Source organism: Anaeromassilibacillus sp. An200 (genome assembly GCF_002160025.1).
Lineage (GTDB): Bacteria > Bacillota > Clostridia > Oscillospirales > Acutalibacteraceae > Caccousia > Caccousia stercoris.
Genome location: NZ_NFJU01000018.1, coordinates 24,669 through 38,123, shown reverse-complemented (window position 1 = coordinate 38,123; position 13,455 = coordinate 24,669). Strand labels below are relative to the sequence as shown.

At 58.8% G+C, this 13,455-nt stretch carries 12 protein-coding genes and 1 tRNA gene; 1 reads left to right on the top strand and 12 read right to left on the bottom strand.

The window, feature by feature from the left end; genetic code table 11:
* Positions 1 to 33: 33 nt before the first annotated feature.
* The 12 genes from B5F35_RS10275 to B5F35_RS10215 all read right to left on the bottom strand — a co-directional run bounded on the left by B5F35_RS10275 (position 34) and on the right by B5F35_RS10215 (position 11,609).
* The gene (locus tag B5F35_RS10275; RefSeq protein ID WP_087240628.1) at positions 34 to 771 is read right to left on the bottom strand and encodes a sortase; all 738 of its coding nucleotides are present in this window, start codon (positions 769 to 771) and stop codon (positions 34 to 36) included.
* Positions 768 to 1,604, bottom strand: coding sequence for a hypothetical protein (locus B5F35_RS10270; RefSeq protein WP_087240626.1), 837 nt, complete (start codon positions 1,602 to 1,604; stop codon positions 768 to 770). Before B5F35_RS10270 ends, B5F35_RS10275 begins: the two co-directional genes overlap by 4 nt.
* A gap of 23 nt (positions 1,605 to 1,627) precedes the next feature.
* Complete coding sequence (locus tag B5F35_RS10265) at positions 1,628 to 2,149, bottom strand: gamma-glutamylcyclotransferase family protein (RefSeq protein ID WP_242969476.1); 522 nt, start codon at positions 2,147 to 2,149, stop codon at positions 1,628 to 1,630.
* Entirely contained in the window at positions 2,146 to 3,096 is a 951-nt protein-coding gene (locus B5F35_RS10260; protein WP_087240624.1) for an amidoligase family protein, read from the bottom strand. The genes B5F35_RS10265 and B5F35_RS10260 overlap by 4 nt, the downstream gene beginning before the upstream one ends.
* Entirely contained in the window at positions 3,087 to 4,085 is a 999-nt protein-coding gene (gene dcm / locus B5F35_RS10255) for a DNA (cytosine-5-)-methyltransferase (protein WP_275532260.1), read from the bottom strand. Before dcm ends, B5F35_RS10260 begins: the two co-directional genes overlap by 10 nt.
* A 126-nt stretch (positions 4,086 to 4,211) precedes the next feature.
* Positions 4,212 to 4,616 carry a hypothetical protein gene (locus B5F35_RS10250; protein ID WP_087240620.1) on the bottom strand — a complete coding sequence of 135 codons (405 nt, stop codon included), beginning with the start codon at positions 4,614 to 4,616 and terminating at the stop codon, positions 4,212 to 4,214.
* A 447-nt stretch (positions 4,617 to 5,063) separates the two neighbouring features.
* Positions 5,064 to 6,002, bottom strand: a complete 939-nt coding sequence (locus tag B5F35_RS10240; protein WP_087240616.1) for a ParM/StbA family protein — start codon at positions 6,000 to 6,002, stop codon at positions 5,064 to 5,066.
* A 680-nt stretch (positions 6,003 to 6,682) separates the two neighbouring features.
* Positions 6,683 to 6,759: transfer RNA gene (locus tag B5F35_RS10235), tRNA-Arg, on the bottom strand.
* A 117-nt stretch (positions 6,760 to 6,876) separates the two neighbouring features.
* On the bottom strand, positions 6,877 to 8,364 hold the full coding sequence (locus B5F35_RS10230) for an L-fucose/L-arabinose isomerase family protein (RefSeq protein WP_087240614.1): 1,488 nt from the start codon (positions 8,362 to 8,364) through the stop codon (positions 6,877 to 6,879).
* 39 nt (positions 8,365 to 8,403) lie between these two features.
* Positions 8,404 to 9,939, bottom strand: coding sequence for a xylulokinase (gene xylB, locus B5F35_RS10225; RefSeq protein WP_087240612.1), 1,536 nt, complete (start codon positions 9,937 to 9,939; stop codon positions 8,404 to 8,406).
* 15 nt (positions 9,940 to 9,954) lie between these two features.
* The gene (locus tag B5F35_RS10220; protein WP_087240610.1) at positions 9,955 to 10,569 is read right to left on the bottom strand and encodes a DUF4867 family protein; all 615 of its coding nucleotides are present in this window, start codon (positions 10,567 to 10,569) and stop codon (positions 9,955 to 9,957) included.
* The gene (locus tag B5F35_RS10215) at positions 10,566 to 11,609 is read right to left on the bottom strand and encodes a LacI family DNA-binding transcriptional regulator (protein WP_087240608.1); all 1,044 of its coding nucleotides are present in this window, start codon (positions 11,607 to 11,609) and stop codon (positions 10,566 to 10,568) included. Before B5F35_RS10215 ends, B5F35_RS10220 begins: the two co-directional genes overlap by 4 nt.
* Before the next feature lie 320 nt (positions 11,610 to 11,929).
* Here B5F35_RS10215 and B5F35_RS10205 point away from each other — a divergent pair, with 320 nt between their 5' ends.
* Positions 11,930 to 13,216 carry a galactokinase gene (locus B5F35_RS10205; RefSeq protein WP_087240604.1) on the top strand — a complete coding sequence of 429 codons (1,287 nt, stop codon included), beginning with the start codon at positions 11,930 to 11,932 and terminating at the stop codon, positions 13,214 to 13,216.
* Positions 13,217 to 13,455: the final 239 nt, after the last annotated feature.

Genomic DNA, 13,455 nt, shown 5'->3' with positions numbered 1-13,455 from the left:
ACGGATTGCAATAGGGAAGTAAAAACAGGCTGTTTATCCAATATTTACTGCCGTCACAATCAACCGCACATCCGGCCGGTTGGCAACGCAGGTGACAAGGGTAAGCTGATTTTCCGCCGATCCGGTCAGAGGGGACAAGTCATTCACGGAAACGATGCGTGTATCGGTCACCTGATACGTCCTCACGCCGAGCGGCGTCTGATAGGTGATTTGTTCACCGAGGGTCAAACAAATGAGTGCTGAAAACCACGCGTTGGGTCCCCGATTGTGACCGCAAAGACAGACATTTCCGTCCCATGCGCTTGTCCCGATGAAATGTCCCGCACCCTTGAGAAGATTGCTGTCGGTTGTCCCCTCATACACACGGATGCTCCGTCCCCGGAGCGTCACTGTGCCGAGCTGGCTTCCCTCCGGCACAGTGAACATGGTACTGCTATCTGCCGCTCTGCCGGAAGACGACGATCCCTGCCACGAGGAAGGTGTGACAGGGTATCCGGACGAGTCGATCGTCAGTCCACCGGAATCCGTTTCGGGCGTAATGACGGTGGTAAAAAAGTCATCGGACGAAATGGCGCCGCCGGTCAGACCGGAAACGGTGAAGTTCCCATGGCCGTCGTGGAGAAGCTTGGCATCCGAGGCAGGATAATAGAAGGAACCGGCTTCTGCCTCAAACACCGTGACATTCGGATTTCCGGCTGCGGAAACCGGCATACAGATCCCCACCGACAGGCAAAGGGCGGCGAGAATCGCGCATACTTTCTTCTTATTCATCGGGTCAAATTCCTCCTTTTCCGCACCGCCAGAACGGCTCCGGCTGTCCCGCCGCCAAGCAGGACGGCTCCCGCGCCGATGGGAATCCAGAGGGGAAGAGAGGGATTCTCCTCCTGCGGTTCGGGTTCCGGCTCTGGGATGGGGGTTCCGCGGTACTCTACTTCATATAAGATTTTCTCTGTTACTGTCTTTGTGACGGTTCCGGCATAGTCCGCCGTCGTCAGATACCCTGTTGCGTACCGGGTGCTGCCTGTGCCGGAATAGCTTGCCGTCGCTGTGTAGCTGGTGGGGATCAGCGATCCGTTTGCTCCTGTTCCGCCCTCACCGTGCCAGGTGACGCCGGTCAGCGCAAGCGTCAGACCGTTTTTCTCCACGGCCTGTGGGATGAGTGACGGATCGTTGTAGGCGAGGTTGGTGTAGGTCCGGGTGTCTGATACCGTGTAGGAGCGGGTCGCATAGCCCTTTGCCTCTGTATGGATGGAGGCGGGGAGGAGCGTCAGCGTTCCCGTGTACCCGTCCGCCTCGTAGGGGATGGAGCCGGCCAGCAGCGCCAGATTTTCCTCTGTTTTGGCGCTTCCGGATTCGACTGTTACTGTCTGGGAGACGCTTTTGCTCTCCGTTTTTGAGACAGGCTCCTGCGTCATCCCATCATACTCATAGAGAAATCCATCTCGTTCAAAAGGTTCCTCGATCAGGAGCTGCGGGCTTTCCTCCGGCGCGAGCTCATAGGTCTTGATGATGCTCCCGCCGTGTTCCTCCACCGCGGCAGGCACTGCCATGCCGGTACAGAAGGTCATCACGCATACCAGCAGGGCGCACAATTTTGTCTTCACACCTTATTCACTCCCTCAAATTTCTATCGTTCCTGTTTTTCATCCATTTTGGGCGCTCTCTTTTGGAAAAGCTCCCGATCCGCTGATTCGCGGACAGCTTCCCTCACCGCATCCAGTACGGAGTCCATTTCAATGCCATGCTCCGCACAGCCCGTAAGAATCCCATGCAGATAGCCGGTGGAGGGCCGGGCGGGATTTCCGCGGAACCGTTCCGTCATCGTATACGCCATGACGGGAAGGAGTGTTCCGTCCCTTCCCTTCACCTCTACCGTTTCCTTCCCGTAGAGGCTCGGATAACCCTCGTAAAGATCCAGATGGCGTTCATCATCCGCACTGATTTTCCAGAGCACGCCCTCTACCCGTCCGGTTTCGTCTGGAAGAATGGTTGCCACGCCGCGTCCTGTCCCGTTGGAGCGGAACGCGAGCCGGTAACCCTCCAGACAGACCGTTCCGACCGCCTCCGCATCGGGACAACGGAATTCCATCTGTTCGTCGTTCATGTTGGAACCATAGGCAAAATACAATTTACTGTCGATGGGAATCACCTCTCGTTTCTTCTCTGATTCAGGCTGGGGTACCGGGTCTTGTCATACCGCCATGCCCGATCGCCCGGCAGATTTTCCAGCAGATGCTGCCGCACATTCTTGTACTCCGGGCCAATCAGGCCAAGCCGCAGCAAAAAGGTGCGGAATGTAAACGCCGGGTTTTCACTGATCTCCGTCTTGCGCATGAGCGTCTTTTTCTGATTGATTGCCTGAGCAGAGATAGCCAGAGCGAGCGTGATGTTCGCCCTGACTCTTCCGGCATGCAGCGTGCTTTCAAAGCATCTCCACTCCAGCGTTCCCCGGTAAAACACAGAGTGAAGATTGAGCGCGTAATACCGGGTCCAGTGATAGTGCTCATAGCTTCCGTCTTCTCCGCCGTACCACGCCCGCTTCAGCTGCTCCATAGTCATTCCGGTAGGCATTTTACGGATCTTTTCCAGCATCGGTTCGCGGACCTTCTGGCACCAGCGTTCCACTCGTCTTTCATTAACATTGAGCGCCTTGAACAGGATGTCCTCTTTTGAATACATAATGGAAAGAGCGTTTTTGAGGCTCAGGGAGGTATGTTGGGAGGCGTCCACATGGACATGCATCCCGCAGCTTTCGTTGACAACGGCGCCCGCCCTGCGAAGACAGCGCACCACTTCCTGAAGCTTTCCCATTTCCTCATAGGAAAGCTTCGGAGAATTCATTTCCACACTGTATTCTCTGCTGCGAATCTCAGCCTGACGGCGTCCCTCCGAATATGTTGTGCGAATGCTGCCGTCGTACACAAAGCGCCAGGTCTTTCCCTGAAGGTCATTTACCTCCCATGGATCGTAGGTACGGGAGGAACGAAGGTGGACTGCGGTGGTGCCGAACAGAGCCGCCACCGCTTCCGCCGCCTGCTTTCGGGTAATTCCGGTCATTTCGATCTCGCACCCAAAAAACTGGTCCTTCAGATCGATCCTTCCATCACCTCCCGGTGGACAGCCGCCAGCCTGCGGCCGATGGCTTCCACAACATGGACGGTTACGCCGTTCCCCGCCTGTTTGTAAATCTGGGAATCCGACTGCAGAGAAACGATCCGGTCAATCCGGTCATCTGTCCATCCCTGCAGACGCAGGCACTCCCGGGGCGTCAGGCGGCGGATTCGTTTGCCATCCCAGACCCCCGACGCCTCCCGCCTGCGTTTTCGAATCCCGCCGTTTTGTTTGGCCATGACACATCGGGCGTAGCTTGTGAATTCAGGTTTCTCGTTCATATCCACACAGCAGAGGTTGTCCTGTGAAACCTCATACAGTCCGGTTCGGCCTCCAAAGCCTCCCGCTTCGGAAGAAAGCGTACAGCTTACTCCTTCGCAGGAGTAGACTCTTTCTCCCTGCGAACCGGAACGGATTTGTTTAAGAGACGTTCCAGCTGTTTCTGTGAAAGGAAATACTTTTCCTCGACATCTCTCATCAAGATATCCGATAAGGTACACCCTTTTTCTTGACTGGGGGACGCCAAAATCCCTGCTGTTAAGCACCTGCCATTCCAGACCATACCCCATTCCTTCCAGCTCATGGAGGATCGCCGCAAACGTCCTGCCGCGGTCATGGTAAAGCAGGCCGGGTACGTTCTCAAACAACAGATATGCAGGCTTTCGCGCTTCAGCCAGCCGGGCAAGCTCAAAGAAAAGCGTGCCTCTTGGGTCAGAGAAACCTCCCCGATGTCCTGCAACAGAAAAAGATTGGCAGGGAAATCCTCCGCAGAGCAGGTCAAACTCGGGCAGCTGCTCCGGTTCAGCGTTTCGGATATCTTCGCAGTACCACTCTCCCTTCGTGTCAAACAGTGCGCGGTAGCTGCGCTCAGCGTTTCTGTCCAGCTCGCAGTGTCCCACGCATACAAAACCTCCGGCTCTTGTCAGTCCCTCCCGGAAACCGCCAATGCCGGCGAACATATCGAGAAAACGGATGGTTTTCCCTTCACTCTCCCTTCAAGATGTATTTTCGGCAATGCTCATCAGCGCATGGGACATCCCTCCTTAAACGAAAAAAGCCCGGGAAGACGGTAAGATCTTCCCGGGCACAGCTGGTTTTTGTTATTCGCAGGTGTTTTCTGAAACGTCAGCCTCCATTTCCTCTCCGTCGTCCTCACGGGCGGTTTCCTCGGCCTTTTGTCCGGCGCGAGCCGCCTCAAATTCCTCATCGGCTTCCTCCAGAGCCTGCTGAATCAGGCTCACGACAAACTCCTTCTGTGTCAGCCGTCTGCCGTAGGCCTCCTCATACCGTGCCAGATACCCTTTGATCTGCTGAAACAGCTCCTCCGAGATGGAAAATGCCAGCGTTCTTCCTTTATCCATTTGATTTCTCTCCTCCCGCTCATAGTGTTCCAGAATGATCTTTTCAATAAATTTTCCCAGAGTGCTTTCCGTCCGCTGAATTTCATCGGTGATGCGGCTGTGAAGCTCCAGTGGAATCTTACAGGTAAGCCCTTTTGTCTCCATTTTTGTTTTCCCCCCTCGTTTTGTTTTGTGGCAGCACAAGCATACTGCAAACGAAGGAAGAAAGCTATGACCAGAAGCAATCAAGTTTCCCGGACAAACGAAGCATATCTGACAAGCCTCAATCCGCCAGAGTACTGAGAAAATTCATCATCTCCCGCGGAACCTCTGTCTCGTCTGCTGCCTGTGGCGAAACGGAGGAAAGCTCTTCACGGAGTATGCGGCGAAGGAGTGTTTCCAACGATTCACGCGAAGCTTCTTCCTCTGTATTGTTTGCGGACGGGGAAGCCTCCGAACACGTTTGGCGAACGGGATTTTCATTTTCACGGAAGAGAATGGCCTGAACAAGAAAGGCGCTTTTTTGCCGCTCCGGAACAGCCTGCAGAATTTCCCATGCCCGTCGATGGTCCTCCTTCTGCAGATTGGGCCGGAATGTGAATTGGGGCCTTGTCATACCTTTTTTACTTCGCCCGACATTTGCTCCAGGATTCGTTCAAACCCTTCCGCGTTCAGCTTGTCGTTCGTCAGGTAAATCGCCCGACACAGGCCGTCCTGGGGCTCAACGCTCTTCCTGACCAGCGATGCCCCTCCTCCCATCAGGATAACCGGCAGTGCTCTGCAGTCAAACCCGGCTTCCGTGACCGCGGAAAACAGGCGCTCCGTGTACAGCCGTCCCTGCCGCCGGACGATAGCCCTGGTTTCTTCCGGAAGGCTGCACGGCTTTCCGGACAGGATCCGCTCTGTCTGGGCGTCGGTGAGGGACAGCCCGGTATCCCGCCGCACCTGTTCGCGGATCTCATCCACGCAGCGGATCATGCCGAGCTCGAGACTGCGGCAGGTGGACGCGTCCGGAATACCTTTGTCGAGCCGCATGAGATCCACTGTCCATCCTCCGATATCCATGAGCAGCACGGAAGGCTCATCCCGCAGCAGCTCAGGATGAACAGCCAGAGCAGAATAGCCCTGTGGAAACAGCTTCACATCCTGAACGGTGATTCGGTATGGCACGCCCTCAAATTTGAAGCATACAGGAGACAGGCTGTCTTCCGGCTTTTCCGGATACAGGAGATACTCACGAAATGCTTTTTTCTCTCTGCCGAACAGCGTCAGGGGCAGCCCGGCCCCAATCGTGACAGAGCACTCTGTTTTTTCACCGCGCTGTCTGATTTCTTTCGCTATGACCGCGAGGGTCAGGAGATAATAATTGCGGTTTTCTGTTTTGTTTCGAAGGATTGGCTGTCTGCCGGTGCCGCAGACAAAATACTGCCCGCCGTACTCCAGCGTGTTCTGCAGCGTGTACGGTTCGTAGGAGTAAGCGGAGATACCGGCTGGAAAGGAAAAATGTCTTGTTTTCACGGCAGAATAGCCATGATCGATTCCGATGTTCATGATGAAACGCCTCCTTTGTGAATCCGATGATTTCCTGTGGACAGAAAAAGAGCCCGGAGCACAGAAGATGGCATCCGGACTCTTTGTGAGAAAGGGAAGAAGCTGATGGGAAGCGGATCTGTTCTTTCCCAGCCGGTAAGAGATACGGGGGAGAGGTGTGGAGAGGGGGAGAAGAGCAGATTTTCGTAAGTTCCTGCAAAAGGGTATACTACCCCCATGTACCCGGAACCCTGAAAAAAGCAGATCCGTTTCCGAATTGTAACATCTATCTAGGGCAGCACCGTACCATTCCAGGTGGTGGAGCGGGCCAAAAAATTTTTTGCGAGACAACCAAAAAGCGCAGGCAATCCTTTCCGGATTGGCGAGCATTTTGGGGAAGTATCACGAAAAATTTTGGTGCGATCCGCCGCCTGAGCCACAGGCGTGAATGGTGCGGTGGTGCCCTTGTAAACCGCTGTGAAATTCTACCTGTTCCGCAGCGATGAATTGTCCTCAAAACGCAAAAAGCGGAGCCTTTTTGCCCGAAAAAACGGACGGAAGGCTCCGCAAAGGGAAAAATATCTGATTTCAGGGTTTGGACATCTACGGTGCAGCGCACTTGAAAATTCGGGCTCAAAAAGCCCGCAAACCCGCATGAAACCTGAAAAAAACGGGACGACATCTATTTTGTCGTCCCTTCATGGCCCGCCCAGAGGGATTCGAACCCCCGGCCTTCAGAATCGGAATCTGACACTCTATCCAGCTGCGCTATGGGCGGAAATACTTTGAATATTATAGCGCGGCGGGGTGGTTTTGTCAAGATGAACGCGGACGCAAAAATCCCCCGCCGGGGGCATTTCTCCGGCGGGGGAACGGGTGCGAATCAGAGGGAAAATCAGCAGAACGGATTCTCCGTATCGTAGGGCAGGGAGGCGGGGCGGTTGTACGCGATATCCGGTACGCCGAGGTACTGGAACACGCTGAACAGAGCCTTGCCGACATGGCGGAACGCCACCGCGCCGTGGTGCGGATAGTGCTTGCCGACGAGCACATGACGGTAGAAACGGCCCATCTCCGGGATGGCGAACACGCCGATGCCACCGAAGGAACGGGTCTTGACCGGCAGAACCTCGCCCTGGGCGATGTACGCCTGGAGCGTGCCGTCCGCGCTGCCATGCAGGCGGTAGAAGGTAATCTGGCTTTCCGCGATGTCGCCCTCAAGCGTGCCGCGGGTGATGTCCGGGGTGTTGCCGTTCTCAAGCAGACGGTTCTGGATCAGCTGGAACTTCACAGCCGCGTCGCTGCACAGCTTGCACAGCGGGGTGTTGCCGCAGTGGAAGCCCATGAAGGTATCGTTCAGCTTGTAATCGTACTTACCCTTGATCTCCGCCTCGTACATATCCTTCGGGACAGTGTTGTTGATGTCGAGCAGCGTGACAGCCTCACCGCTGACGCACAGGCCGATGAACTCGCTCAGAGCGCCGTAGATATCAACCTCGCAGGCCACCGGGATGCCGCGGGAAACAAGGCGGCTGTTGACGTAGCAGGGCTCAAAGCCGAACTGGCTCGGGAACGCGGGCCAGCACTTGTTCGCGAATGCGACGTACTTTCGGGCGCCGATGTTGTTGTCGATCCAGTCGAGCAGGGTCAGCTCATACTGCGCCATGCGGGGCAGCAGATCCGGGTACTGGTTGCCGACGCCCAGCTCCTTGGCCATATCCTCGACGACCTCCGGGATGCGGGGATCGTTCGCGTGCTCCTTGTAGGAAACGAGCAGATCCAGCTCGGAGTTCTCCTGAATCTCCACGCCGATGTCATACAGCGGCTTGATGGGAGCGTTGCAGGCGAAGAAGTCCTGCGGACGGGGGCCGAAGGTGATGATCTTCAGGCCGGACACACCGATCAGAGCGCGGGCCACGGGCACAAAGTCCGCGATCATTTTCGCCACGTCGGCGGCATCGCCCACGGGATACTCGGGCATGTAAGCCTTGATCTTGCGCAGGCCAAGGTTGTAGGAGCAGTTCAGCACACCGCAGTAAGCGTCGCCGCGGCCGTTGATCAGGTCGTTCATGCTCTCCTCGGCGGCGGCGGCATACATGACCGGGCCGTCAAAGTTCTGCGCGATGAGCGTCTCGGGCGTCTCGGGGCCGAAGTTGCCGAGGAACACGACGAGCGCGGTGCAGCCTGCCGCCTTCACATCCTCAACAGCGCGGAGCATGTCTTTCTCGTTTTCCACGGTGACCTTGCACTCGTAGATCTCTCCGCCCAGCTCTTTGTAGGCGGCGGCCACGGCAGCGCGGCGGCGCTCCGACAGGGAGATGACGAAGCAGTCGCGGCTGACGGCGATCAGGCCCAGCTTGACTTCCGGAATGTTGTTAAACATAGTAAATCCCTCCATATGTAAAATAGATTGTATATCGATTTAGTCTGCTGCTGTCTGGAGCTGTGCGAAGCAGTCCTTCATCGCCGGGTACAGCTTGCAGTACAGCTGATAGAACGGCTCGTACTTGTCATGATTTTCCGCGATCGGCGGCTGCGGATCGCTGGCCTTGACCAGCTTGCGGCACGCGGCCGGAACGCTCTCATAGACACCGGCGGCCACGCCCGCGAGGATCGCCGCGCCGAGCGCCGGGCCTTCCTTCGAGGAGGACGTGCGCACCGGCAGGTTGTACACGTCGGCCATCATCTGCCGCCACAGCGGACTCGTTCCGCCGCCGCCGCAGGCCAGCATCTCGCTGGAGACAACGCCCATCCCGCGCAGGATGTCCAGACATTCCCGCTGGGAGTAAATCACGCCCTCGAGCACCGCGCGAAGCATGTCGTACTTCGTATGGATCGCGGACAGGCCGAAGAACACGCCGCGCGCGTTCGGGTCCAGCTTCGGGGAACGCTCGCCCATCAGATACGGCATATAGATCAGATGGTTCGCGCCGATCGGCACGCGGGCCGCTTCCTGGTCCATCAGGAAATACGGGTCCTTGCCGATGCCGTCCGCCGCCACCATCTCTTCCTTGCAGAAGTTGTCGCGGAACCAGTGCAGCGACAGACCGGCGGCGAGCGTGCAGCTCATGACCGTCCAGCAGCCCGGAACGGCGGAGCAGAACGTGTGCACGCGGCCCTGCGGGTCGATCGTCACACGGTCGGAGTGCGCGAACACCACGCCGGAGGTGCCGAGCGTCGTGAACGCCTTGCCTTCCTCCACCACACCGGTGCCGACAGCCGCCGCGGCGTTGTCGCCCGCGCCGCCCGCCACGGGGGTGCCTTCCTTGAGACCCGTCAGTGCGGCGGCTTCCTTCGTCACCGTGCCTGTCACGTCGGGGGACTCGTACATTTTCGCGAGCAGGCTCTCGTCAATATCGAGCTTTTCGAGAACCTCCTTGCTCCAGCAGCGGTTTGCCACGTCGAGAAGCTGCATGCCGGAAGCGTCCGAAACCTCGGTGGCGTACTCGCCGGTGAGCATGTAGCGGACGTAATCCTTCGGGAGCAGGATGTGGCGGCATTTCGCGTAGATCTCCGGCTCATGGTTGCGCACCCAGAGGATCTTGGAAGCCGTGAAGCCCGTCAAAGCCGGGTTTGCGGTGATCTCGATCAGACGCTGTGCGCCGATCTTCTCCGTGATCTCCTCGCACTCGGCGGCGGTGCGCTGGTCGCACCAGATAATGGAGCGGCGCAGGACGTTCCCGTTTTCATCGAGCATGACAAGGCCGTGCATCTGGCCGGAAATGCCGATGCCGCGCACGAGAGCCGGGTCAACGCCGGACTGATCCAGCACGGAGCGGATCGTGTCCTTCGCGGCGTTCCACCAATCGGCGGGGTCCTGCTCGGCCCAGCCGTTCTGCGGCTGATACATGGGATATTCGATGGTAGCGGAGGCCACGGTGTTTCCGTCCGTATCAAACAGCACCGTCTTGGTGCCGGACGTGCCGAGGTCAACGCCAAGCAAATATTCGAGAGCCATCTTGTTTCCTCCTTTTTATACGGTCAGGTTTTCGCCGTACAGACCGTTGAACGCACCCTCGATCTTCGCGTCCGGGTGCGCGATCAGCCACTTGTTGCGGGCAAAGAGCAGGCGATCCTCGCCCTCGCCGGTGGGCTTGTGCTCAAGATCCAGGTTTGTGCCGCGCGGCAGCACCACGACGCAGCGGAACTTCGCGCCGTCAATCCCGCAGGGAGCATAGTGCAGGGAGGTAGCATACACCTCGATGACCGTTCCCGCCGGGACGCGGAACGCCATGACCTTCGCGGTGTCGTAGCGCCCGTCCGGCTCGATATCCTGTTCGCGGCCCAGCAGCAGAATCAGATCGGTGCAGGCCACGTTGATCTCCGAGGAACGGTGATATTCGAGCGCGTTGAGCGTGTTGTTCCGGCCGTTGCAATAGCCGAGCTGGATCGGGATCCCGCCGAAGCCCTGCTCCGTCAAAGCGCGGAACACCGGCAGCTTTTCCAGCTTTTCATCGGAGGGGACATAGATCACCTCGTCGGGAGCGGGGGTTTCCTGCATGGCCTGTACCAGCTCCGTGCAGTCGATCCCGGTGAGCACCTTGCCGTACCCGGCAAACTCCTTGTCATGAACCGAATAAATTTTCATGCTTCTCCATCCTTTTCGTCGATATTTTCCCGTATTTTGATGACCGGCCGGGCGATCCACCGCGCGGGCGGGCTTGCCTGGTTGGCCAGATATTGAAACATCAGCTTCACGGCGCGGTAGCCCTGTTCAAAGGGCTGCTGGCACACCGTGGCGGGCACGGCTCCCGATCGCACAAGGGAACGGGTGGCCGGGATATCGTCGAACGCGAGGATCGGAATCTTCCCGAGCAGCCCGGCCTCACGCACCGCCTGCCCAACGCCGCCCACGCCCGCGCCCGCGACATACACGCAGCTCACGCCGGGATTTTCCCGCAGGGCCTCGAGCGTCAGCCGCCGCGCCGCCGCGTCGTCGTCCTCGCACTCCACCTGCGCCGCCGTCTCAAAGGGCGTTCCCGCCTCGCGCAGACGCTCGAGAAAGCCCGCGACACGCTCATTGTGGCCGCGCACATGGCGCGAGCCGGTCACGATCAGCAGCCGCGGCATTTGCAGGCCAAGCAGGAGCAGCAGCCCCGCCGCGATCCGCCCCGTCTGGCGGTAATCACACCCCACATACGACAAACAGCCGCAGGGGGACAGCTCCGAGTTGAGCGCAATCACCGGCACGCCGCGCGCGGAAAGCGCCCCGATCGCCTGCCGGATCTCCGGCACGTCCACGGTGGCGGCGCAGATGCCGCCCGCGCCCTGCTCTTCCAGCGACGCGAACGCCCGCAGGTGCTCCGCTGTCGAGTAGCCGCGCACGCTCTGGAGAAACACCGCCGCACCGAAGTCCGAAAGGCTTTCCTCCGCCGCCCGCGCGCCCCGGATCACCTCGTCGAAAAAGGGGTTCCCCTCGCTGGGAAGCAGAAGGCCGATGCGCACCGGCTTTTTCAGAGCGGCCAGCCCGAGCGCCGCACGGTTCGGGCGGTAATTGAGCTCCTCCGCCAGCCGCAGCACGCGATCGCGCACCGCCGCGCTCACGTCTCCGCGCCCGTGCAGCACGCGATCCACCGTCCCGCGGGACACACCCGCCGCCGCCGCGATATCCTTGATCGTCGCCGCCATGCGCCGCTCTCCTCTCCGTGCACCGTGCTCGAGCACGGCTTCCTTTGATTTGGATTATACGGCGGTTTTCCCCGGTTGTCAACCGGAATTTTTGTGATGTTTTCCGTCAAAGTGCCAGAAAAAAAGGAAAAAATTTTGTGACTCCAAAGTTTTTGGAAATCTTTTGGCATGTCTGTGCGACAAAAATCCATAATGATGATACGCAATCCCCTTGTAATCCCCGGGCGCGGGAGGTAAGATAAGAATAAAGGACGGCGGGGAAAAGAGCGGAAAAAAGCCGCACCCATGCCGCGAAATAACAGATTCGGGAGGAATGGCCCATGAAGGCAGACGAGCTTCGCACCGCTCTGCGGCGCGACGATACCCGTGAGAGATTCGCACATATTTACGCCTGCACCGAGCAGGAGGTGGAATCGTACATTTCCCGCGTGGAAAAAGCGGTAAACCGGTTTGAGGAATGGTTCGGCGCAGGGCGCGATTTATATGTATTCAGCGCGCCGGGGCGCACCGAGGTGGGCGGCAACCACACCGACCACCAGCGCGGCCGTGTGCTGGCGGCGGGCGTCAATCTGGACGCGATTGCCGTGGCGGCCAAGCGCGACGACAACACCGCCTGCGTCCACAGCGAAGGCTATGACGCGGATGTGGTGGATGTGACCGACCCCGTCGTGAAGGAGGGGGAAGAGGGGCACTCGGCTTCCCTGCTGCGCGGCATGTGCGCGCGGATGCGCGAGCTGGGCTGCAATGTGGGCGGCTTCGACGCGTACACAACCTCCAACGTGCTCTCCGGCTCCGGACTTTCCTCCTCGGCGGCGTTTGAGGTTCTGCTGGGCACGATGATCAACGGCATGTATTTTGACGATCACCTGACGGCGCTGCAAATCGCACAGGTGGGCCAGTACGCGGAGAACAAGTTCTTCGGCAAGCCCTGCGGCCTGATGGATCAGGCGGCGAGCAGCATCGGCTCCTTCATTACGATTGACTTCGAGAACAAGGAAACGCCCGAGGTGCGGCAGATCAACTTTGACTTTGCGAAATCCGGCTACGCGCTGTGCATCACCGACACGCACGGCAGCCACTCCGACCTCACGCCCGACTACGCGGCGGTTCCCGCCGAGATGCGGGCCGTGGCGGCTGAGTTCGGTAAAGAGGTTCTGCGCGAGGTGGACGAAGCGGAGTTCTACGCCCGTCTGCCCGAGCTTCGCGGCAAGGTCAGCGACCGCGCCCTTCTGCGCGCCATCCATTTCTTCGGCGACAACGCGCGCGTTGTCAAGCAGGTGGCGGCGCTGGAAGCGGGCGATTTTGAGGAATTCAAGCGTCTGGTCATTGAGTCCGGCCGTTCGTCCTATATGTATCTGCAAAACGTCTACTCCCCGACGCACGTGAACGAGCAGGGGGTTTCGCTGGCGCTTGCCACCTGCGAGCGTCTGCTGGCTCCTGTGGGCGGCGCGTGGCGTGTGCACGGCGGCGGCTTTGCCGGAACGGTGCAGAGCTTTGTCCCGCTGGACTACGCGGACACCTTTGCGGCGGAGATGGACGCGCTGTTCGGGGCAGGAAGCTGCCACCGTCTCGCCATCCGTCCCGTCGGCGGCGTAAGGTTATTCTAAGCAGGCTGAGCCTGCACGCAATGGCCCGCGCGGCAGCGGTGTGGACATTGTTTTGCCCGGTGGCGCGGGACGGTCTGGACATACTCCCGGTCGATTGCCATTCGGCGCAGCCGCATAAAGTTTTCGCCGGCCTTTTTCAAAAGGGCGCCGTGTGCCGGTGGCACACAAACAAGGCGCCGACCGGAGCGGCAGCGGAGACTCGCGGGGGATGGGGCAGAGCCCCATAAACTCCTGCGAAG